This window comes from Streptococcus sp. KHUD_018, from assembly GCF_054861215.1.
This window is the reverse complement of sequence record NZ_CM142176.1, coordinates 2,039,425-2,061,376: the sequence shown is the minus strand read 5'-3', so window position 1 is coordinate 2,061,376 and position 21,952 is coordinate 2,039,425. Positions and strand designations below refer to the sequence as shown.

General features: G+C 39.5%; 27 protein-coding genes. 23 read left to right on the top strand and 4 right to left on the bottom strand.

The features are described from left to right. Positions 1 to 37 precede the first annotated feature (37 nt). The 11 genes from ACVBD2_RS10410 to ACVBD2_RS10360 all read left to right on the top strand — a co-directional run bounded on the left by ACVBD2_RS10410 (position 38) and on the right by ACVBD2_RS10360 (position 12,455). Positions 38 to 1,216, top strand: a complete 1,179-nt coding sequence (locus tag ACVBD2_RS10410) for an acetyl-CoA C-acetyltransferase (RefSeq protein WP_009013824.1) — start codon at positions 38 to 40, stop codon at positions 1,214 to 1,216. A gap of 158 nt (positions 1,217 to 1,374) precedes the next feature. Further along, on the top strand, positions 1,375 to 3,348 hold the full coding sequence (locus tag ACVBD2_RS10405) for a GGDEF domain-containing protein (RefSeq protein ID WP_461685762.1): 1,974 nt from the start codon (positions 1,375 to 1,377) through the stop codon (positions 3,346 to 3,348). Next, positions 3,345 to 3,797 (top strand): 50S ribosomal protein L9, encoded by a 453-nt coding sequence (gene rplI, locus ACVBD2_RS10400; RefSeq protein ID WP_000864206.1) that lies wholly within the window; start codon positions 3,345 to 3,347, stop codon positions 3,795 to 3,797. The genes ACVBD2_RS10405 and rplI overlap by 4 nt, the downstream gene beginning before the upstream one ends. A 43-nt stretch (positions 3,798 to 3,840) precedes the next feature. Then, positions 3,841 to 5,193: a replicative DNA helicase gene (gene dnaB / locus ACVBD2_RS10395; protein WP_125449755.1), complete on the top strand. Its 1,353-nt coding sequence runs from the start codon at positions 3,841 to 3,843 to the stop codon at positions 5,191 to 5,193. Position 5,194: 1 nt separating this feature from the next. Continuing rightward, positions 5,195 to 5,470: a Veg family protein gene (locus ACVBD2_RS10390; RefSeq protein ID WP_001278166.1), complete on the top strand. Its 276-nt coding sequence runs from the start codon at positions 5,195 to 5,197 to the stop codon at positions 5,468 to 5,470. Between the two features lie 90 nt (positions 5,471 to 5,560). Further along, positions 5,561 to 6,670: an SH3 domain-containing protein gene (locus ACVBD2_RS10385; RefSeq protein ID WP_461685761.1), complete on the top strand. Its 1,110-nt coding sequence runs from the start codon at positions 5,561 to 5,563 to the stop codon at positions 6,668 to 6,670. An 84-nt stretch (positions 6,671 to 6,754) separates the two neighbouring features. Next, complete coding sequence (gene polA / locus ACVBD2_RS10380) at positions 6,755 to 9,388, top strand: DNA polymerase I (protein ID WP_461685760.1); 2,634 nt, start codon at positions 6,755 to 6,757, stop codon at positions 9,386 to 9,388. Between the two features lie 278 nt (positions 9,389 to 9,666). Continuing rightward, positions 9,667 to 9,957, top strand: a complete 291-nt coding sequence (locus ACVBD2_RS10375; RefSeq protein ID WP_461685759.1) for a thiamine-binding protein — start codon at positions 9,667 to 9,669, stop codon at positions 9,955 to 9,957. Continuing rightward, on the top strand, positions 9,920 to 10,678 hold the full coding sequence (locus tag ACVBD2_RS10370) for an ABC transporter permease (RefSeq protein ID WP_461685758.1): 759 nt from the start codon (positions 9,920 to 9,922) through the stop codon (positions 10,676 to 10,678). The genes ACVBD2_RS10375 and ACVBD2_RS10370 overlap by 38 nt, the downstream gene beginning before the upstream one ends. A 38-nt stretch (positions 10,679 to 10,716) precedes the next feature. Beyond that, positions 10,717 to 11,727: an ABC transporter substrate-binding protein gene (locus ACVBD2_RS10365; RefSeq protein WP_461685757.1), complete on the top strand. Its 1,011-nt coding sequence runs from the start codon at positions 10,717 to 10,719 to the stop codon at positions 11,725 to 11,727. After that, positions 11,727 to 12,455, top strand: a complete 729-nt coding sequence (locus ACVBD2_RS10360) for an ABC transporter ATP-binding protein (RefSeq protein ID WP_461685756.1) — start codon at positions 11,727 to 11,729, stop codon at positions 12,453 to 12,455. Before ACVBD2_RS10365 ends, ACVBD2_RS10360 begins: the two co-directional genes overlap by 1 nt. 156 nt (positions 12,456 to 12,611) lie before the next feature. On the opposite strand, the gene ACVBD2_RS10355 is transcribed toward ACVBD2_RS10360, so the two are convergent. The 4 genes from ACVBD2_RS10355 to ACVBD2_RS10340 form a co-directional block, all read right to left on the bottom strand. Next, the gene (locus ACVBD2_RS10355; RefSeq protein WP_461685755.1) at positions 12,612 to 13,778 is read right to left on the bottom strand and encodes a tyrosine-type recombinase/integrase; all 1,167 of its coding nucleotides are present in this window, start codon (positions 13,776 to 13,778) and stop codon (positions 12,612 to 12,614) included. 174 nt (positions 13,779 to 13,952) lie between these two features. Continuing rightward, positions 13,953 to 14,921 carry an Abi family protein gene (locus ACVBD2_RS10350; RefSeq protein WP_461685754.1) on the bottom strand — a complete coding sequence of 323 codons (969 nt, stop codon included), beginning with the start codon at positions 14,919 to 14,921 and terminating at the stop codon, positions 13,953 to 13,955. A 213-nt stretch (positions 14,922 to 15,134) separates the two neighbouring features. Next, positions 15,135 to 15,404, bottom strand: a complete 270-nt coding sequence (locus ACVBD2_RS10345) for a DUF4177 domain-containing protein (protein ID WP_461685753.1) — start codon at positions 15,402 to 15,404, stop codon at positions 15,135 to 15,137. 115 nt (positions 15,405 to 15,519) lie between these two features. Further along, positions 15,520 to 16,158, bottom strand: a complete 639-nt coding sequence (locus ACVBD2_RS10340) for a helix-turn-helix domain-containing protein (protein ID WP_125449769.1) — start codon at positions 16,156 to 16,158, stop codon at positions 15,520 to 15,522. A gap of 177 nt (positions 16,159 to 16,335) precedes the next feature. Between ACVBD2_RS10340 and ACVBD2_RS10335 the strand changes: the two genes are divergently transcribed. The 12 genes from ACVBD2_RS10335 (at position 16,336) to ACVBD2_RS10280 (ending at position 21,944) form a co-directional block, all read left to right on the top strand. Further along, positions 16,336 to 16,524, top strand: a complete 189-nt coding sequence (locus ACVBD2_RS10335) for a RodZ family helix-turn-helix domain-containing protein (RefSeq protein ID WP_125449771.1) — start codon at positions 16,336 to 16,338, stop codon at positions 16,522 to 16,524. A 14-nt stretch (positions 16,525 to 16,538) separates the two neighbouring features. Beyond that, positions 16,539 to 17,144 (top strand): Rha family transcriptional regulator, encoded by a 606-nt coding sequence (locus ACVBD2_RS10330; protein WP_461685752.1) that lies wholly within the window; start codon positions 16,539 to 16,541, stop codon positions 17,142 to 17,144. Positions 17,145 to 17,155: 11 nt separating this feature from the next. Beyond that, positions 17,156 to 17,416 (top strand): hypothetical protein, encoded by a 261-nt coding sequence (locus ACVBD2_RS10325; RefSeq protein ID WP_461685751.1) that lies wholly within the window; start codon positions 17,156 to 17,158, stop codon positions 17,414 to 17,416. Positions 17,417 to 17,753: 337 nt separating this feature from the next. Beyond that, positions 17,754 to 17,954, top strand: coding sequence for a hypothetical protein (locus ACVBD2_RS10320; RefSeq protein WP_265492188.1), 201 nt, complete (start codon positions 17,754 to 17,756; stop codon positions 17,952 to 17,954). Between the two features lies 1 nt (position 17,955). Beyond that, positions 17,956 to 18,165, top strand: a complete 210-nt coding sequence (locus ACVBD2_RS10315; RefSeq protein ID WP_461685750.1) for a hypothetical protein — start codon at positions 17,956 to 17,958, stop codon at positions 18,163 to 18,165. A gap of 1 nt (position 18,166) precedes the next feature. Further along, entirely contained in the window at positions 18,167 to 18,439 is a 273-nt protein-coding gene (locus ACVBD2_RS10310; RefSeq protein WP_049490554.1) for a hypothetical protein, read from the top strand. Next, positions 18,426 to 19,316 carry a conserved phage C-terminal domain-containing protein gene (locus ACVBD2_RS10305; RefSeq protein ID WP_461685749.1) on the top strand — a complete coding sequence of 297 codons (891 nt, stop codon included), beginning with the start codon at positions 18,426 to 18,428 and terminating at the stop codon, positions 19,314 to 19,316. Before ACVBD2_RS10310 ends, ACVBD2_RS10305 begins: the two co-directional genes overlap by 14 nt. Positions 19,317 to 19,327: 11 nt before the next feature. After that, positions 19,328 to 20,173: an ATP-binding protein gene (locus tag ACVBD2_RS10300; protein WP_461685748.1), complete on the top strand. Its 846-nt coding sequence runs from the start codon at positions 19,328 to 19,330 to the stop codon at positions 20,171 to 20,173. Then, positions 20,170 to 20,331 carry a hypothetical protein gene (locus ACVBD2_RS10295; RefSeq protein WP_461685747.1) on the top strand — a complete coding sequence of 54 codons (162 nt, stop codon included), beginning with the start codon at positions 20,170 to 20,172 and terminating at the stop codon, positions 20,329 to 20,331. The genes ACVBD2_RS10300 and ACVBD2_RS10295 overlap by 4 nt, the downstream gene beginning before the upstream one ends. A gap of 89 nt (positions 20,332 to 20,420) precedes the next feature. Beyond that, positions 20,421 to 20,651, top strand: coding sequence for a hypothetical protein (locus ACVBD2_RS10290; protein ID WP_461685746.1), 231 nt, complete (start codon positions 20,421 to 20,423; stop codon positions 20,649 to 20,651). A 47-nt stretch (positions 20,652 to 20,698) separates the two neighbouring features. Then, a complete protein-coding gene (locus ACVBD2_RS10285) occupies positions 20,699 to 21,058 on the top strand; it encodes an HK97 gp10 family phage protein (RefSeq protein ID WP_137992120.1) in 360 nt (119 codons plus the stop codon). Between the two features lie 25 nt (positions 21,059 to 21,083). Continuing rightward, positions 21,084 to 21,944 (top strand): phage major capsid protein, encoded by an 861-nt coding sequence (locus ACVBD2_RS10280; RefSeq protein WP_461685745.1) that lies wholly within the window; start codon positions 21,084 to 21,086, stop codon positions 21,942 to 21,944. The last annotated feature ends 8 nt before the right edge of the window (positions 21,945 to 21,952 follow it).

The following is a 21,952-nucleotide window of genomic DNA, read 5'->3' as shown; positions in this document are numbered from 1 at the left end:
TATTGCATCATTATAAGAGGCATAAATGGAGGTAGTTATGAAAGACGTGGTGATTGTTTCGGCAGTGCGGACTCCTATAGGCTCCTTTGGAGGAAGCTTGAAGAATGTTTCAGCTGTTGATTTGGGATCTTTGGTAATTAAGAGTGCTTTGGAAAAAGCGAATATTAAACCAGAGCAAGTAGACGAAGTGATTATGGGGAATGTCCTAGGCGCAGGTTTAGGCCAAAATGTGGCTCGCCAAATGAGTATTCATGCGGGACTTCCTGAATTTACACCAGCCTTTACTATTAATAAGGTTTGTGGTTCTGGTTTGAAGGCAGTTCAGTTAGCTGCTCAAGCGATTCAGTGTGGCGATGCAGATATTGTCGTAGCTGGTGGTGCAGAAAACATGAGTCAGGCTCCATATGTTTTGCCAAACTTCCGTTGGGGCGGCCGTATGGGCGATTCGAAAGTTGTAGATACCATGATTAAGGACGGTTTGTCTGATGCTTTTAACGAATACCATATGGGGATTACAGCTGAGAATGTGGCTGAAGAATATGGTATTAGCCGGGATGAACAAGATGCTCTTGCTTTGGAATCACAAAAACGAGCAGTGGCGGCTATAGAATCTGGACGCTTTAAGAAAGAGATTGTTCCAGTGGTCATTCCTCAACGCAAAGGTGATCCTATTGTCTTTGATACAGATGAATTTCCTAGAAAAGATGCCAGCTTGGAGAGCTTGTCTAAGCTAGGTCCTGTTTTCAAAAAAGACGGTTCTGTTACAGCGGGAAATGCCTCAGGCATCAATGATGGGGCGTCAGCAGTCCTAATCATGAGTGCTGAAAAAGCTGAAGAATTAGGATTGCCAGTGATTGTCCGCATTCGTTCGTATGCAAGTGCAGGTTTGGATCCTAAGATGATGGGATGTGGGCCGATTTATGCAACTCGCAAGGCTCTTGAAAAAGGTAATTTGACAGTTGATGATCTCGACTTGATCGAGTCAAATGAAGCTTTTGCTGCCCAGACTTGTGCAGTCGGTAAAACTCTAGGCTTCAACACAGATATTGTCAATGTCAATGGTGGCGCGATTGCTCTCGGTCACCCAATTGGAGCTTCAGGCTGTCGTATCTTAGTGACTCTGGTACATGAGATGATGAAACGTGATGCTAAAACTGGGTTAGCAACTCTCTGTATCGGAGGGGGAATGGGAACAGCTCTTATCGTGGAACGTTAGATGATAGTAATCTGAACACGTGGGTAGGAGGGTGATGAATCCCTCCTACTTTTGTGTCTGAGAATTAGAAGAGATCAATCATGAAAGAAAGGCTTACCTCTTTTTAAAGGTCGCTTTTTAAGGCTTTTTGTGATATAATAATGCGCAAGAGGTTTAGAATGAAAAAAAATAATTTAACCCCGATTTCTGCGGTTCTACTAGGGATTGCAACTTTCGGAACCTTAACAATGCTGATTATTTTTTCACAAAATAATGTTGTAACAATCAGTGCCTTGTTTTTATTTGTACTTCTTTATCTGCTTTTATTCATCTGGCAAAAAAAACGGTATGAAAAGAGCGAAATTGAACAAATCCAATACGTAAACCATCAAGCGGAAGATAGCTTGAACACGCTGCTCGATCAAATGCCAGTTGGTGTTCTGAAGTTAGATTTATCCAGTGGCGAAGTCGAATGGTTTAATCCTTATGCTGAGTTGATTTTGACGACTGAAGAAGGCGAAATTGATGTTGACTTGATTCAAACCATTATCAAAGCTTCTGTTGGGAATCCTGGTTCGTATGCTACTTTAGGCGAAACACGCTATGCTGTTCATATGGACAAGGCTTCGGGTGTTTTGTATTTCTTTGATGTTTCTGGGGAGTACGAAGCAACTGTCGAATTGGTAACCAGTCGACCAGTGATTGGGGTTATCTCGGTAGACAACTACGATGATCTAGAAGATGCAACCTCCGACTCCGATATTAGTCATATCAATAGTTTTGTGGCAAATTTTGTTTCAGAATTTGCTAGTAAGTATGCTATGTTTTCTCGGCGTGTGGGTATGGACCGCTTTTATTTATTTACTGATTACACAGTTCTTGAGGGTTTGATGAATGATAAATTCTCTGTGATTGATGCCTTTCGTGAGGAGGCAAAACAGAGACAGTTGCCATTGACCTTGAGCATGGGCTTTTCTTATGGTGATGGAAATCATGATGAGATAGGGAAAGTCGCTCTAAGGAACTTAAACCTAGCTGAGGTTCGTGGTGGGGACCAGGTGGTTGTCAAGGAAAATGATGAAACCAAGAACCCAGTCTACTTTGGTGGTGGTTCCGCAGCCTCTGTTAAGAGAACAAGAACACGTACCAGAGCCATGATGACAGCTATTTCAGATAAAATTAGAAGTGTAGACCAAGTCTTTGTAGTCGGGCACAAGAATCTGGATATGGATGCCTTGGGGTCTGCGGTCGGTATGCAGCTGTTTGCGAGCAATATTACTGAAAATAGCTATGCGGTCTACGATGCAGATCAAATGTCACCAGATATCGAGCGTGCGGTCAACTTTTTGGAAAAAGAGGGTGTCACTAAGCTCTTGCCTCTGGCTGATGCGATGAGATTGGTCACCAAGCGCTCTTTGTTGATTTTAGTGGATCATTCCAAGACGGCTTTGACTTTGTCAAAAGATTTTTATGATTTGTTCACTCAAACTATTGTTATTGACCATCATAGACGTGATCAGGATTTCCCTGAGAATGCAGTCATCACCTATATCGAAAGTGGAGCAAGTAGTGCGAGTGAGTTGGTCACAGAGTTGATTCAGTTCCAAAATTCTAAGAAAAATCGTTTGAGTCGTATGCAGGCTAGTGTACTGATGGCTGGTATGATGCTGGATACCAAAAACTTTACGTCACGAGTAACGAGTAGAACCTTTGATGTAGCTAGCTACCTCAGAACACGGGGAAGTGACAGTATTGCTATCCAGGAGATTGCTGCGACAGATTTTGAAGAATATCGTGAGGTAAATGAACTCATTTTACAAGGACGTAAATTGGGTTCAGATGTCTTAATTGCCCAAGCTGAGGACTCAACTACTTATGATACGGTTGTCATCAGTAAGGCTGCCGATGCTATGTTGGCTATGTCTGGTATTGAGGCTAGTTTCGTTCTAGCAAAAAATACACAAGGATTTATCTCAATCTCAGCTCGAAGTCGCAGTAAAATCAATGTCCAACGCATTATGGAAGAGTTGGGCGGTGGTGGTCACTTTAACCTAGCTGCTGCGCAGATTAAGGATATGAGTCTATCAGAAGTTGGAGAAAAATTGACTCAACTTATTTTAGATGAATTAAAAGAAAAGGAGAAAGAAGAATGAAAGTAATCTTTTTAGCAGATGTCAAAGGAAAAGGGAAAAAAGGCGAAATCAAGGAAGTGCCAACTGGCTACGCCCAAAACTTCCTGATTAAAAAGAATTTGGCTAAGGAAGCGACTGCTCAGGCAATCGGTGAATTGCGTGGAAAACAAAAATCAGAAGAAAAGGCTCATGCAGAGATGTTAGCAGAGGCAAGAGCCATCAAAGCCAAGCTTGAAGCAGAAGAGACTGTCGTAGAGTTTGTTGAAAAAGTTGGACCAGATGGCCGTACCTTTGGATCCATCACCAACAAGAAAATTGCAGAAGAATTGCAAAAGCAGTTTGGTATCAATATTGACAAGCGTCACATTCAAGTAAAAGCACCAATTCGAGCAGTAGGTTTGATTGATGTACCAGTAAAAATCTACCAAGATGTAACAAGCGTCATCAATCTTCGTGTAAAAGAAGGTTAAGTTTACAACTTCTTGACAAGATTATAAAAGGAAGGAAAGTCGGATGGCAGAAGTAGAGGAACTGCGAGTTCAACCTCAGGATATTTTGGCCGAACAATCTGTTCTGGGGGCTATTTTTATAGATGAGAGCAAGCTCGTTTTTGTCCGAGAATACATTGATTCTCGAGACTTCTTTAAGTATGCTCATCGGTTGATTTTCCAAGCGATGGTAGATTTGTCGGATCGTGGAGAGGCGATTGATGCGACGACAGTTCGAACGATTTTGGATAGCCAAGGGGATCTCCAAAATATTGGTGGCTTGTCCTATCTTGTTGAAATTGTCAACTCTGTACCAACTTCAGCTAATGCGGAGTATTATGCTAAAATCGTAGCCGAAAAGGCTATGCTACGTCGCTTGATTTCCAAGTTGACAGACTCTGTCAACCAAGCCTATGAGGCTTCTAAGCCTGTAGATGAAATCATTGCTCAAGCTGAAAAGGGACTCATTGATGTTAGCGAAAATGCCAATCGTAGTGGTTTCAAGAACATCCGTGATATTCTAAATATCAACTTTGGGAACCTAGAAGTTCGGTCACAACAAACAACGGATATCACTGGTATTGCAACGGGCTACCGTGATTTGGATCATATGACGACAGGTCTCCATGAGGAAGAGCTGATTATCCTAGCGGCGCGACCAGCGGTTGGTAAGACAGCCTTTGCCTTGAACATTGCTCAGAACATCGGGACTAAGTTGGACAAGACTGTAGCTATCTTTTCACTGGAAATGGGTGCGGAAAGTCTAGTAGATCGTATGTTGGCGGCCGAAGGCTTGGTGGAGTCCCATTCTATCCGTACGGGTCAATTGACTGATGAGGAATGGCAAAAATATACCATTGCTCAAGGGAACCTAGCCAACGCGAGTATCTATATCGATGATACGCCAGGGATTCGAATCACGGAAATTCGTTCGCGCTCACGCAAACTAGCTCAAGAAACAGGTAATCTAGGCTTGATTTTGATCGACTACCTACAGCTTATTACAGGGACTGGTCGTGAGAACCGCCAACAAGAAGTCTCTGAAATTTCTCGTCAGTTGAAAATTCTAGCCAAGGAATTGAAAGTTCCAGTCATTGCTCTCAGTCAGTTATCTCGTGGAGTGGAACAGCGTCAGGATAAGAGACCAGTTTTGTCTGATATTCGTGAATCGGGTTCTATCGAGCAGGATGCGGATATCGTAGCCTTTTTATACCGTGACGACTACTATGATCGTGCGGGTGAAGAAGAGGAAGGAATTCCAAATAACAAGGTAGAGGTTATCATCGAGAAAAACCGTAGCGGAGCTCGTGGAACGGTGGAATTGATTTTCCAAAAAGAATACAATAAATTTTCAAGTATCTCAAAGAGGGAGGCATAAGATGTCAGATGCATTTACAGATGTAGCCAAGATGAAAAAAATCAAAGAAGAAATCAAGGCGCATGAGGGACAAGTCGTTGAAATGACTTTAGAGAATGGCCGTAAGCGCCAAAAAAATAGATTGGGTAAGCTAATTGAGGTTTATCCGTCCCTATTTATCGTTGAATTTGGGGATGTTGAGGGGGACAAACAGGCCAATGTCTATGTTGAATCCTTCACCTACTCAGATATCTTGACAGAGAAAAATTTGATTCGCTATCTAGACCAAGAATCCTAAAATGAAGTGGGCTTTGCTCACTTTTTTCTTTTTTTCCCGAATAGTATAAAGGAGGGCAACCTCGGAAATTTATATTATTAAGGAGAATGAATGACGTTTTTAAAATCAGGAGTTAAGAAGAGTAGATATACGCAGTTGGGTGTAGGATTGGCTACATTGTTGGTTACGAGTACCTTTTTGTTTGGTGGAGAATCGGTTCAGGCTGACAGTGTAGCGCGTGGCGATGACTATCCGCTTCACTATAAAAATGGTAGTGTGGAAATCGACCAGTGGCGGATGTATTCTCGCCAGTGTACCTCTTTTGCAGCCTTTCGTTTGAGTAGTGTGAATGGCTTTGAGATCCCGCCTGCTTATGGAAATGCAAATGAATGGGGGCACCGCGCAAGGCGAGAAGGCTACCGTGTGGATACTAAGCCAGAAGTTGGAGCTATTGCATGGTCGACAGAAGGTTACTACGGGCATGTGGCCTGGGTATCAAATGTATCAGGGGATACGATTGAGATCGAAGAGTATAACTATGGAGTTAGGGAGAAATACAATCGTCGCAGCGTAAAAGCTAGCTCTATGACAGGCTTTATCCATTTTAAGGACTTGGTAGGGAATGGTGGTAGAACTGGAAATCCTATTAGGTCAGGGCTGGCATCTAGTGGGACTCATACGTTTACTCAAAAGTCTGCCATTCGAAACCAGCCGTCAAGTACAGCGCAAGTTATCGACTACTACTATCCTGGTGAAAATGTTAGCTACGATCAAATCGTAGAAAAGGACGGTTATAAGTGGCTCAGCTACCTATCCTATAGTGGAATGAGGAGATACGTCCAGTATATGGAAACAGAATCGGTGGAGAATGGTTGGAAGAAGCAAAATGGTATTTGGAATTACCGTGAGAACGGGAAACTCGTAACTGGTTGGAAGAAAATAAATGGCAGTTGGTATCACTTTAAAGACAATGGGGTCATGTCAACAGGTTGGGTAAAAGATAGTTCGCATTGGTACTATCTAAAGACATCAGGAGAGATGCAGACAGGATGGCTCAAGGAAAATGGAACATGGTATTATTTGGAGAGTTCAGGGGCTATGAAGTCTAGCCAGTGGTTCCAAGTAGGAGGAAAGTATTACTACGTTAATGCTTCAGGGGCTTTAGCAGTGAATACCACTGTGGATGGCTATCAAGTAGATAGTAACGGAGCTAGAATCTAGAAAGAATATAAAAAAGAGGACTTCATTACCATTTGCCTATTCTTTCCGATGGTATTTTTCCCTGCTTTCCTTTATAATGGGTGTATGGACAAGAAAAAATTATTATTAATTGATGGATCTTCAGTTGCTTTTCGAGCTTTTTTTGCGCTCTATCAGCAGTTGGATCGTTTTAAAAATGCTAATGGCCTTCATACCAATGCAATCTATGGCTTTCAACTCATGTTGAATCATGTCTTGGAGCGGGTTGAGCCCAGTCATGTTTTGGTAGCCTTTGATGCAGGTAAGACGACTTTCCGTACAGAGATGTATGCAGACTACAAGGGTGGCCGTGCTAAAACTCCAGATGAGTTTCGTGAGCAATTTCCCTTCATTCGTGAGTTGTTAGACCATCTTGGGATTCGCCATTATGAGTTGGCCCAGTATGAAGCGGATGATATCATCGGGACCCTAGGTCGCTTGGCTGAGAAGGATTCTTTTGATGTGACAATCGTTAGCGGAGATAAGGATTTGATCCAGTTGACGGACGAGCACACGGTGGTCGAGATTTCCAAAAAAGGTGTGGCTGAGTTTGAGGCCTTTACGCCAGACTATCTCATGGAAAAGATGGGCCTCACGCCAGCTCAGTTCATTGATCTTAAGGCCCTCATGGGGGATAAGTCTGATAATATCCCTGGTGTCACGAAAATCGGTGAAAAGACGGGTATCAAGCTCTTGCTGGAGCATGGTTCGCTTGAGGGTATTTATGAAAATATTGATGGGATGAAGGCTTCTAAGATGAAGGAAAATCTCATCAATGACAAGGAACAAGCTTTTCTGTCTAAAACCTTGGCGACCATTGAAACTCAGGCACCAATTGAGATTGGCCTGGAAGACTTGGCATATAATGGCCCAGATGTGGAAAATCTCGGGAAATTCTACGATGAGATGGGCTTCAAACAGCTCAAGCAAGCTTTAAATGTGTCATCAACGGATGCGCCTGAAAGTTTGGATTTCGCCATCGTTGACCAAGTCAGTCAAGACATGCTGAGCGCAGACTCTATCTTCCACTTTGAACTCTTTGGTGAGAATTACCATACAGATGACTTAGTTGGTTTTGCCTGGTCCTGTGGGGATAAACTTTACGCTACAGATAAACTTGAGCTCTTGCAGGAGCCGATTCTCAAGGAATTTTTAGAAAAAACATCTCTGAAAGTGTATGACTTTAAGAAAGCGAAGGTTCTTTTAAATCGTTTTGGTTTGAACCTGCAGGCACCTGCTTTTGACAGTCGCTTGGCCAAATACTTACTCTCTACTGTCGAGAACAATGAAATCTCAACCATTGCGAATCTCTATGGTCAGACTTATCTGGCTGATGATGAGACTTTCTACGGTAAGGGTGTCAAGAAAGCTATCCCTGAGAGAGAGAAATTCTTGGAGCACTTGGCTCGCAAGGTTGCTGTATTGGTTGAGACTGAGCCGGTTTTGCTTGAAAAACTCAGTGAACATGGGCAGTTAGATCTCCTCTATGACATGGAGCAACCTTTGGCTTTTGTCCTTGCCAAGATGGAAATTGCTGGTATCAAGGTCAAAAAAGAAACCCTGCTTGAGATGCAGGTTGAAAATGAGGTCGTCATTGAGCAGCTCACTCAAGAAATCTATGAGTTGGCTGGTGAGGAGTTTAATATCAACTCGCCTAAGCAGTTGGGCGTCCTCCTTTTTGAAAAGTTGGGTCTTCCTCTGGAATATACTAAGAAAACCAAGACAGGTTACTCGACAGCCGTGGATGTGCTAGAGCGGCTGGCTCCTATTGCTCCGATTGTTAAGAAAATCCTCGACTACCGTCAGATTGCTAAGATTCAATCTACCTATGTGATTGGCTTGCAGGATTGGATTTTGGATGATGGCAAGATTCACACGCGCTATGTGCAGGATTTGACCCAGACCGGACGTTTGTCTAGTGTAGATCCAAACTTGCAAAATATCCCTGTTCGTTTGGAACAAGGCCGTCTCATTCGTAAGGCTTTTGTACCTGAGTGGGAGGATAGCGTGCTGCTCAGCTCGGACTATTCGCAGATTGAATTGCGCGTTTTGGCACATATCTCTAAAGATGAGCACTTGATTAAGGCCTTTCAAGAGGGAGCAGATATCCATACCTCGACGGCCATGCGTGTCTTTGGAATTGAACGCCCTGAGGATGTGACTCCAAACGACCGTCGTAATGCCAAGGCGGTAAATTTTGGAGTGGTTTACGGGATTTCAGACTTTGGCTTGTCTAATAATCTGGGCATCAGCCGTAAGGAAGCAAAAGCCTACATTGATACTTACTTTGAACGCTTCCCAGGTATTAAAAACTACATGGATGAGGTGGTGCGTGAAGCGCGTGATAAGGGCTATGTAGAGACCCTCTTCAAGCGTCGTCGTGAGTTACCAGATATTAATTCACGCAACTTCAACATTCGTGGTTTTGCAGAGCGTACAGCCATTAACTCTCCTATTCAGGGTTCAGCAGCAGATATCCTCAAGATTGCTATGATCCAGCTAGACAAAGCTCTAGTTGAAGGTGGTTATCAGACCAAGATGCTGTTGCAAGTGCATGATGAAATCGTCCTCGAGGTTCCGAAATCAGAACTAGCAGCCGTCAAAGCGCTGGTGAAACAAACCATGGAAGAAGCCATCCAGCTCAGTGTTCCCCTCATCGCTGATGAGAATGAAGGAGCAACCTGGTACGAGGCTAAATAAGAAAGATATGATAGAGTTTGAAGTACTTGCCTTCAAACTCTTTTTCATAGTTTTCTGTAAGCAGTTTCCTTGACTTTTCCTTGTATTTGCGTTACTATATGTCCATATAAGATATGGGAGTCTGTGTACAGTCTGAGAGGAAGTGTTAAACTTCGACCGCACCTGATCTGGGTAATGCCAGCGTAGGGAAGGATACTTAGCCGAATTCTGCACCTTTTCCATATATGGCAAAGGTTTTTCTTTTTGTCAAAAAGAAAAACTGAGAAGAGGAGGTTTTTATGAAAGCAAGCATTGCCTTGCAAGTCTTGCCCCTATCACAGGGGATTAATCGAATTGCTGTTATCAATCAAGTGATTGCTTATCTGCAAACTCAATTCGTGACCATGGTGGTGACACCATTTGAAACGGTCTTGGAAGGGGAGTTTGATGAGCTCATGCGTATTCTCAAAGAAGCGCTAGAAGTGGCAGGGCAGGAGGCAGATAATGTCTTTGCCAATGTCAAAATAAATGTAGGAGAGATTTTAAGCATCGATGAGAAACTTGAAAAGTATACTGAGACGACACATTAGTCTTTTGGGCTTTATAGGAGTCTTGTCGGTCTGGCAGTTAGCAGGAATATTCAAACTTTTACCCAAGTTTATCCTGCCAACTCCCTTTGAAATTCTCCAGGCCTTTGTTCGTGACAGAGAATTTCTCTGGCACCATAGCTGGGCGACCTTGAGAGTGGCTTTACTCGGACTAGTCTTAGGAGTCTTGATTGCCTGTCTCATGGCGGTGCTTATGGACAGTCTGACTTGGCTCAATGATTTGATTTACCCTATGATGGTGGTTGTCCAGACCATTCCGACCATTGCCATAGCTCCTATCCTGGTCTTGTGGCTAGGTTATGGGATTTTGCCCAAGATTGTCTTGATTATCCTGACGACAACCTTCCCTATCATCGTCAGTATTTTGGATGGTTTTAGGCATTGTGACAAGGATATGCTGACCTTGTTTAGTCTGATGCGAGCTAAACCTTGGCAAATCCTTTGGCATTTTAAAATTCCGGTCAGCCTGCCCTACTTTTATGCAGGTCTGAGGGTCAGTGTCTCCTACGCCTTTATCACAACAGTGGTATCTGAGTGGTTGGGAGGCTTTGAAGGATTAGGTGTTTATATGATTCAGTCCAAGAAACTGTTTCAGTATGATACTATGTTTGCTATTATTATTCTGGTGTCGATTATCAGCCTTTTGGGTATGAAGCTGGTCGATGTCAGTGAAAAATATGTGATTAAATGGAAACGTTCATAGAACAATAACGTTTGAGAAAAAGAAAAGAGGAAATTAAAATGAAGAAAACATGGAAAGTGTTTTTAACGCTTGTAACAGCTCTTGTAGCTGTCGTGCTTGTGGCTTGTGGTCAAGGAACTGCTTCTAAGGACAATAATAAAGAAGCAGAACTCAAAAAAATTGACTTTATCCTAGACTGGACGCCAAATACCAACCACACAGGGCTGTATGTTGCCAAGGAAAAAGGTTATTTCAAAGAAGCTGGAGTGGATGTTGATTTGAAATTGCCACCTGAAGAAAGCTCATCTGACTTGGTTATCAATGGTAAGGCACCATTTGCAGTGTATTTCCAAGACTACATGGCTAAGAAATTGGAAAAAGGTGCAGGAATTACTGCTGTTGCAGCTATCGTAGAGCACAATACATCAGGAATCATCTCTCGTAAATCTGACAATGTCACCAGTCCAAAAGACTTGGTTGGCAAGAAATACGGAACATGGAATGACCCAACGGAGCTTGCTATGTTGAAAACCTTGGTAGAATCTCAAGGTGGAGATTTTGAGAAGGTCGAAAAAGTACCAAACAACGACTCAAACTCTATCACACCTATTGCTAATGGGGTCTTTGACACTGCTTGGATCTACTACGGTTGGGATGGTATCCTTGCCAAATCTCAAGGCGTAGATGCTAACTTCATGTACTTGAAAGACTATGTCAAAGAGTTTGACTACTACTCACCAGTAATCATCGCTAACAACGACTATCTGAAAGATAACAAAGAAGAAGCTCGCAAAGTTATCCAAGCCATCAAAAAAGGCTACCAATATGCCATGGAACATCCAGAAGAAGCTGCAGATATCCTCATCAAGAATGCACCTGAACTCAAGGAAAAACGTGACTTTGTCATCGAATCTCAAAAATACTTGTCAAAAGAATACGCAAGCGATAAGGAAAAATGGGGACAATTTGACGCAGCTCGCTGGAATGCCTTCTACAAATGGGATAAAGAAAATGGTATCCTAAAAGAAGACTTGACAGACAAAGGCTTCACTAACGAATTTGTAAAATAATGACAGAAATAAGACTAGAACACGTAAGTTATGCCTATGGCGATGAAAAGATTTTAGAGGACATCAACCTGCAGGTGACGTCAGGTGAAGTAGTTTCTATCCTAGGTCCAAGTGGTGTTGGAAAGACCACTCTCTTTAACCTAATCGCTGGGATTTTAGAAGTCCAATCTGGGCGAATTGTCCTTGACGACGAGGAAAATCCTAAGGGGCGCGTGAGTTATATGTTGCAAAAGGATCTACTCTTGGAGCATAAGACGGTGCTTGGCAATATCATCCTGCCCCTCTTGATTCAAAAGGTAGATAAGGCGGAGGCCATTGCCCGAGCGGATGAAATCCTTGCGACCTTCCAGCTGACAGCTGTACGGGACAAGTATCCTTATGAACTTAGTGGAGGGATGCGTCAGCGTGTGGCCTTGCTCCGAACCTACCTTTTCGGGCACAAGCTCTTTCTTTTGGATGAGGCCTTTAGTGCTTTGGATGAGATGACCAAGATGGAACTCCACGCTTGGTATCTGGAGATTCACAAGCAGTTGCAACTGACGACCTTGATTATCACACATAGTATCGAGGAGGCCCTTAATCTCAGTGACCGCATCTATATCTTGAAAAACCGCCCTGGGCAAATTGTTTCAGAAATTAAACTAGATTGGTCTGAAGACAAGGACAAGGAAGTCCAAAAAATTGCCTACAAACGTCAAATCTTGGCGGAATTAGGATTAAATACCTAGAAAAACAGGGAGTTGGTGAAGATTATCCTTTACCAGCGCCCTTTTTCTTTTAAAAAATCAAAAATTTCGGTATAATAGTCAATTATACCGAAAACATTCTATAAACGTTGATACATAAGGGTTTTATGTATCGCTTTTTTTATTTTGTGGACTTTTTTAAGAACTTTTTATTTTTTCGAGGGCAGTTTCAAAGAATGAGACTGCTCTTTTTTGGTTCTCTTTTGATAAATGGCTGTAAGTGTCCATAGTTACAGATATTTTTGCATGGCCAAGCCGTGTCTGTATTTCCTTGTATGGCAGGCCAGCATTAAGCAAGATGCTAGCGTGAGTGTGGCGGAAAGCATGAAAGCCTAAATCAGTACAGTTAGCGTTTTTTAAGTGCTTATGTAGGCGATAATCAACCTTTCGAGTATTGACATAGTTGTCAAAGCTATCAGAGAATACCTTTTCATAGGTTAAGCCAATGTTTCTACCGTTTTCTGCTTGTCTTGCTCGGTAGAGGCGAAGCATGAGCACTGTTTTATGATCGATATCTAGAACTCTATAGCTTGATTTTGTCTTAGGACTGTTTACCTGGTTTAAAATGTTGAGTGTTTTGTTAATATCAATCGTTCCGTTCTGCAGGTCAATATCAGACCATTCCAGGGCCAGACATTCACGGATGCGCAGTCCAGTAGCTAGGAGCGTTTTATAAAGCACAGTATCATAGAAATTGATAAAGGTATTCTCCAGGTTATCGAGATAGGAGAGGAAGTTTTTAAGTTCCTGATCTTGAAAGTATTTAATTTCTTGCTTATCTCTTGTTATCTTTCTAGGAATGACAACATCACGAGCAGGGTTATTGTCTAATGCTTGGATAGAAACTCCATACTGTAGAATACGTTTATTTAAGGCGTGAAGGTGATTGTATTCTTTATATCCCGTTCCGTCCTGATTGTACTCATCCGCCCATTTATTTACCTGAGTTTGGATAATAACAGGAGTAAGTTTATCTAGTTTGTAAGTACCAAATGAGGGCAAGAGGTAATTATTTAAGCAGCCTTTTATCTTTATCTGCGTGTTAGTCTTTATGGTATGTTGGTAGGTTTGCCAAAATAAGTCCACAAGTTCGCTATAGGTTGTTATATGCGAGCGTTGTTTCCGTGTAGAGCCGTTTTTCTCAAATTCTATCTTAGCCTGAGTGGCTTTGTGTCTGAGTTCTTTCTTTGTTCGTGCTGATATGGTAGTCTTGACCTTCTTACCAGTCACAGAATCGATACCAAGATAGATACTAGAGCGGTAGACTGCTGATCCGTCTTTTTTCGTGTGTTGTGTAATTTTCATGGTTTTAACTCCTTTTTCATCAGCAGGCAAGCAATTAGAAAAGGTTTTGAGTTTATACCATGCGAGGAGCTACGAGAATGCCCCTATTTTTGATTTTAAGCAGTCAGATGGTAAAATTGTACCAGAATAAGAAACAAGGCGGATATAGGGTTTATAATTACTTAGTAAATAGGTCTATTCAGAATACTTAACTATTTTGTCTTTTATATACTCTAATGGCATACCTGATTCTATCGTAAACATAACATCGTCATCAGGGAATTTTTTAAGATGTTCCTTGAGAGAATAGAATAAAGCAAATTCGGCATGAAATGCTGCATCTTCATTTTTAAACCATGTAAGAGAGTTGAAAAGGGTGTATAAATCGTTTTTTCCTGCGCCTTTTCTATAGCCAGCTTCAGATATTCCCATACGTTTGTGGAAAAATTCTCTATAGCTGATTGAATACTTCTCAGAATGATAATTAAACAGCCTACCGCTATGAGCTGAACGGTTTCTAAATGCCAAAACTAGGTATAGAATTTCTGAAAAGGTTGCTTTTACTTCCTCGGTTATAAATTCTTTAGGAATTGTTAGGCAGGTTGAAATGACTTGCTCTTTTTGAGCAGGTTTTAGTAGCTTACACATTGTTACCAGGTTTCCTAGAGTAGTACCTTTTAAAAGAATCCATGGCGGAATGTGTCCGTGAGTTTCTCTGTAGTGTTTATAAGGTTCAGAGTTATCATTGTAAATTTTATTTAATTTATGAATGAGCTGATCAATCTCATAACCTCTTTTATTCTTCTTACCTTGATTATAATTTTTTCTATTCAGATACTGCTCTTTTTTAACTCCGATATCTTTTGCGACAACGTAACCAATTGCTGTCCGTAGTGACAATTCAATTTCCATAGTCGCCTCTATAATTCCTTTTCGGATATTCTTATCAAGTTCATAGAGGGCGAGCATATGTTCAAACGTTTCACCGTCTTTATAGATTTCCTCTTCAGAGTCCAATTCAATAGTGAAATACTTATAGCCGTTCACTATTTCATAGTATCCATAATTAGTTAGAGATTGCCTTGCTAAACTTTCGTTTAGAAATGTTAGATTTCTTGATTTTAGTAACTCTATTTGTTCATCAATATTTGTAAAAGGTTTCATTAATTGTACCTCGAAATAATGCACAAAAGGAGCTTCGTTAGAAGCCCCTTTTGGTAGGTCACTACTGCAACCATTCATTAAGATTAAATAAATTATAATCCATTCGGAGCCATATGTCAACTAGTTAGCGAACTTGTTAGCTTTTATTTTTTTGCTTCCTATCTTTTAAACTCCCTATTTAAACAGAGAAAAGCTTAGAAATTAAGGAAGGTTTTATATAATCTTCTCAAAAACCATTGTAGCCTGGATACGGTCTCCACCGCCTAGTCCTTTGCTTCCACCATTGGCGGTTGTGATGGTATGTAGGCGATAACCTTTTGAAGCTTGTTTATTGATAACATCTTCTAATTCTGTAAGGTTTCCTGATCCAGTGCCGAAAAACTTTTCTTTCAAAGTTACCTGAAGGACAACGTAGTGTAGTCCATTTGCTCCAGAAGCAGTGGAAAAACTACCTTCTTGTTTTACAGTGTCAAAAACTTCCATGCGAGGAGCTACAAGAACCTCTCTATTTTCGATTTTAAGAGGATGGACTGTAAAAATGTACCAGATAAGAAAATAAAGCGATTATGGGACTTATATAGTGTCTAGTAATTTTATATTAGTCATCATAATCTTTATGAAGAACAGGATTATCAGCTAATGAGGAAATTATTGTACTAAGTGCTTCTCTATCGCTCTTATCTAGGGACAAGAAATCGATAATAGTAATTTTAGTTTTATCAGGAAATGTCATTAGGCCTGCAAGAAATCTTCCGATATTTGTATCAGCATAGTCTTGCATTTCTTTTATCATAAAGTCTTTTTTCTCTTGACTCCAATTTTTAAACTCTTCCTTAGAAAACCTTTTATGACCATAATAATCGGTGATTTCTCTAAGGTTTTCAATCACAGTATCTCTTACTTTTTCACCACGAGTTAGCGCTAATAAACCATATCCTGCGAAGTCCGCAGGGGAATCCATGTTATCTCCATATTTCTCTATAGTCGAAGACAGATAGTTAGTTCTTCTTTCGTCGTCCCCTAAAAGATATCCAACATTTACCCTGAAATATTCAGCAAGTAGTAGAGCAGGTTTTGATTTGATTTCATTACTTGAATTTTCCCAATTTTGATAAGTTCGTAAAGTAATATCCAAACCTAGTTCTTTTTTTATAATATCTTCGTAAAATTCTTTTTGGGAGAATCCTTTTTCTATTCTAAGTTTTTTTAGATTATTTTTAGGTGTTTGTTTTTCCATTAGTTATCCTCTTATACGTTTATCTAGAGTATAACATAGTAGAGAGAAAAAATAAAATCATAGACGAAAAAAATTTCATTTATCGCTTGACAACGAAAAAAAATTCGTTTATAATTCAAAATGTGATGAAAAAACTTTCGTCAAAATAAAGATTTTTTAGAAAGGAGTGAGTTGATAATGTTGTTAACTATAGAACATGCGAAAAAAGTTCGTCGAAAACGAGGAGAACTTCAGTTAGGGAAAGTTCAGTTAGCCAAGAGGCTGAAAATTACACCTCCCACTCTAGTAAAGATTGAAGCTGGCAACTACGATGCACCTAAACGCATTTACGAAAGTGTGATAGAGTGGCTTTTAGAAGACTATTAGAAAGGAGCGAACTAATGGAATTGGTTTACATGGACGGCAAGAAAGAGCCGTATACTACAAGCGAAATCATCGCTGAATGTGCTGGAGTACAGCACCACACTGTAACACGTCTACTAAGAAATCACAAAGAGCGATTTACGGCGTTTGGATTTTATGGATTTGAAATCCATAAATTAGACGGAAAAGGACGACCTAAAAAAGTCTATCGTTTAAATGAGCAACAAGCTACACTACTAATAACTTACTTAGACAACACACCGCAAGTTATTGACTTCAAGACAAACCTAGTCAAAGCATTCTTTGAAATGCGTGACGAACTTTCTAAACGCTACCTTCAAAGAGAACTGGAAAAGCCAAAGCGTAAAAGTTTAACTGAAGCTATTCAAACATGGGAGAAAGCCCCCAAGCATGCCTATAGTACACTTACAAACTTACTACTAAAGGGAGTGACAGGGAAGAATAAAGCGCAACTCATGAAGGAGCGAGAAAGTAAGAATGGTATCGATGGCTTGACAAGTGTAGAACTGACAAGCTATCAGCGCTTGGAAGATATGGTAATAGCTATGATCAACTTGAATAGGGGGTATTCAGAAATTAAAGAACTAATTTTTAAAGTATAGGAGTATAGAAAATGGAAAATGATTTTAAGACAGTTACGAATGCCAAAGGGTTAGAAATTCCTAAGTATCCCAAGGATTTTAAAAGCTTAGTCGAGAAGGATAGAGAACTAGTTGGATATCTTTGTAGAAATTATGAGGAGTTAGAAAGTGAGGATTTAGGGGCATTTCTTGAAACAGTAGAACAGGGAATCAGTTGGATTCTAGATCTTATCGATAGTAAAGATTTGATTTATAAACCAAAGTCAGGTAGTAATTATGCAAAAAGAAAATAAAAAAATCACTTGCTCAAATTTTAGACGAGGCGAGCAAGCGACACAATTCAGAGTATAGAAATTTTTTCTATGCTTTGATTATAGCAAAAAATATCTATTCTATCAAATACCTAAAGAAAAACCGAATAGCAGGCAAGCAATTAGAAAAGGTTTTGAAAATCAAGTGCTGACAGGGTGATTCTAAGACCTTGTTTAGCTGAAAGATGGGTAATTACTCACGAAACACCGCTACAAGCGTTCGCCAACTTGGGGCAATCGCCCAGCGTTTGGAGTGGTGAAGCATACCATATAGAAAACAGGTAAGAAAAAGGACAAGGAAAGGCTAATGGAGAAAAATATGACTCTAGATCTAGATAACATGACACAATCAGAATTTGACAACCGAATTACTGAAATCAAGGATAGAAATCCGAACCTCTTTCAGTTCATCATTGACTTTTTAGATGATAAAGTAACTCCAGAAGAGGTGTACGACTTTCTGAAGATGGAGCGAAGCTATCAAGTAAATTATATCAAGAATTACCAAGCGAGGGCATAGCATGAATGAACTAGAATTAAGCAATACGCAGTCTATTGTCTTTACTTTGCTACTGCTTGGCCTACTACTTTATCTAAACCACCGAGACCGCAAAAAAAGCGCCCAAATCGAGCGAGAAAGTACACAGATAACAGAAACATATAGCGAAGATTTAAACCCTGATTATGGGCGATATATTCAGCTTGCAGCGGTTAAGCCATGGGGGTACTAAGATGTTTGAAAAAATGATTGAAGATTTAAAGTCTAAGATTTTGGAAGCAGTGGAACGGTATTTAAAAAGCCATGAGAAAGTACCTCAAAAAAGATTAGATTTGATCAGCAAGGTGGAACTAAAGGAAGAACTGGGCATAGGAGATAAAACCTTGATAAAATGGGAAGGTGCGGGACTACCACAGTATATACCGCCTATTGAAGATACTAGAAAAGCGTATTATAAAATCTCAGACGTTTTAAAGTTTTTGGGGGTAGATGATGGCAAAGACTAAAGTATATTTTTGGTTGAAAATTGATAAGAAATTTTTTGACAACCTATTTATTAAGCGTCTAAAAAGTATGCCTGGTGGCTATACCATGACAGTGATCTATATGCGCATGATGTTAGAAAGTCTTGAAAGTGATTGTATTCTGTATTACGAAGGGTACTTTGAAACCTTAAAAGAAGAACTGGCCTTGAAATTAGATGTTTCTGAAGATGATATATCTATGACTATAGCTTATTTTACGCAATGTGGCCTGATTCAGATTGATGAAGATAAAAATGCCGAGTTAACACAAGCAAAAGCTTTGGTACAACAAGAAACAAACCACGCTGCATATATGAGAAGCTACCGCAAAGAGCAACAAGAGAAAGAAAATAATCTTACATTGTTATCTAATAATTTTACAACGTTATCTACATGTAAGACAGAGAAAGAGATAGAAAAAGATAAAGAGTTAGAGCAAGATTTAAAGTTAGATATAAATAAAGAATATATAGTCGAGGGAACCTCGCCTAATGAGCAAAGCTCATCTTTCACTTTTCCTACTTGGCTTGAAGAAACAGCTATAAAAGATTTAGAGAAAACAAAACATAAAGAACTTTGGATTCCTATTGCTTATCTGAATCAAGTAGCTAATAAGCGGTATAAGTTTGTTGATAAGACAAAAAGGCTTTTACTAGCACGATTCAAGGAAGGTTATACACTGGAAGATTTTAAACAGGTGATAGATATTAAAACGGCAGAATGGAAGGATAGTCCTGAATTTTCTAAATATCTGAGACCAGAAACACTTTTCGGATCTAAGTTTGACGGTTATTTGAATCAAAAGCCTAAAACCATAAAAGGGAAGTCTCAAGACAACTTTCCAGATCTACCATTTTAGGAGTTGCAAAGATGAAGGAACAATTTAAAGAATTTAATAACAGAAAAATATCGGATAAAGTTTGCGATATTCACCAGGTAAATTATTGGGAAATTTCTGTACCAGTGTTAGGGAGTTCAGAAAGAAAACTACAAGCATTTTGCCCGGAGTGTGTAAAGGGAGAGATTAAACAAAAAGAGAAAGACCTATTACAGCAGTTCGAGGACAGACAGGCTTACTTTAAAACATATGATGTCTTAATGCGTGACAGTACGATTCCTAACGAGTTGAAGGGAGCAACATTTGAGAATTTCTTTGTTAAGACTACAGAGGAGCGTCAGATGTTAGAGTTTGTAAAGGGGCAAGCCCAGAAGTACCTTGCAGGTATGACAGGAAATACTTTAATCAGCGGTAGCACAGGAATCGGAAAAAGTCATTTGTCTCTTGCCTTGGCTAAAGAAATCAATGAGAGTTTCAGGGAGAAGAACGAGCCTAAGAGTGTTTTATTTGTTAGCTTAACCGAGATTATCAAGCAGATAAAAGAAGGCTGGGCTTATGGAAGAAATGCAAACTTAACAGAGTATGAGGCAGTTAAAAAGCTAGTTGATGTTGATTTTCTAATCATAGATGACCTTGGGGCAAAAAATGGAACAATCACTCCTAAGAGCGACTGGGAACAGGATTTCTTGTTTGATATTATCAATAATCGAGAAACTACGATTTTCAACACGAACCTAGATAGTAGTGAACTGCGGACTGTATACAATGCTAGAAATTCAAGTAGAATTTTGAAAGGTTTAGAAGGGAACACTTTCAAGGCTTTCACGATCAAAGACAAGAGATACACTATAAACACAGTGAGGGGAGAGTTTCAATGAATGATGATAAAATGCGATTTGCAACAGAAAAAGGCTTTGTTGTCTACGAAAAATGTGGTCTAATAGAGATAGAAAAAGTTCCAAGGTTTGGAGAGATAACTTTATTCTACTCAGATGGAAAATTTACCCATCTAGTCAAAAAAGAAACTAAAAAATAAGTCTATTGAGAACAACTCAGGGACATACCGTAAGCATATAATGCTAGTGGTATGTCCCTTTTTGTTTGCATAGAAAGGGGGTGAGGGAGATGTCGGGAGATACTTCTTTAGGGTATGTAGTAGCCAATAAGTTTTCTATGGATCCAGATAAAAGACAGAAAATCTTTTCTCAGTGTAAAAAAGAAGATGATAGCTTAGAACAACGGAAACAAGAAATACTAGAAAAATATGCTAACAAACAAGACAAACCAAAATCTAGAAAAAATGATTCTAAAGGCTCGGAGAGTCATAAAAGAAAAGCTAAGAGCAAAGAATTTTAGAAAAAATTATAAACAAAAATCAGATATTAAAAGATGAAGGAGGAGAAATGAGTTTAACGAGTGATCTAGCAAATGAAATTGCTAAAGCTTTGGAAGCTTACTCTGAAGAAGTTGAAGAACAGATAGATTTAATTGCTGAAGAGGTTACAAATGAAGCTGTGAATGAATTGAAACTAACAAGCCCCAAAAAATCTGGAAAGTATGCGAAAAATTGGCGCTTTAAGAAAAATTCTAAAGGTTCTTTTGTAATCTATAATGCAGATCCAACATATAGATTAACTCATTTATTAGAACATGGACATGTATTAAGAAATGGGGGACGTAGCAAAGCAATTCCTCACATAAAACCAGTAGAGGAAAAAATAAAAGAGAAATTTGAACAAAGAATAAAAAATATAGGTAAATAATCTTGTAAGATAAAGGAGCAAAAAAATGACAACTAACTTAGCTAAACAAAAAGAAAATCTAGAAGCTTATATCCGAAGTACAGGTTATAACACTAGAGGGATGAACGTAGAAAATAATCATGTACTCATTGAAAAACCAATCCTTGATAGTTACGAAGATGAACATCAACGTAAAGAACTGGTTGATCTAGTAAATGTTATTGAGACTCGTACCCGTGGTGGGAAGTATGAAGTAACTGACTTTGAATCTGATTCATTACAAGAACTTAGCGAAAATTCGGCTGAGAGAACAGAAGCAGATAAAAAGAAAACTATCAGCGTTGATTACTTAGTCAAATTATTCAGTGGAAAACTTGATTTTTCACAGGAACAATTAGATGATGGCCAATATAATTTAACGGATTTTCTTGGTAAGAAGATTATTAAATTAAAACGTAGAACACGAAATAGAGAGATTGGGAAAATTCTCCAAACTGCGAAAGTACAGACTGCTACAAGTCTGGACGACTTGAAATCTATTGTTTCTTTAATCAATCCAGAGCGCAATGTATCTATGGTTATTAGTCAATCACTATTTAGTGTCTTAGAAAAAATGAAAGACACTTCAGGAAATTATCTTCTTAAAGTTGATAAAGAGACAGGAACAAGTGAAACATTCTTTGTAGATAACTTTTTAATTGTAGATGATACGACATTAGGGAACAAAGGCGACAAAAAAGGCTTTATCGGAGATCTAGAAAACTTTGTTACTCTGTTTGATCGCAAGAAAGATACACTTAGTTGGGTGAATGCGAATGACTATTTTGGGAAACGGTTGATTTTACATACCCGATTTGATGTAAAAAAAGTTGAAGAAGATTGTGGTTACTTTATTCAATGGAACTAGGAGAAAGA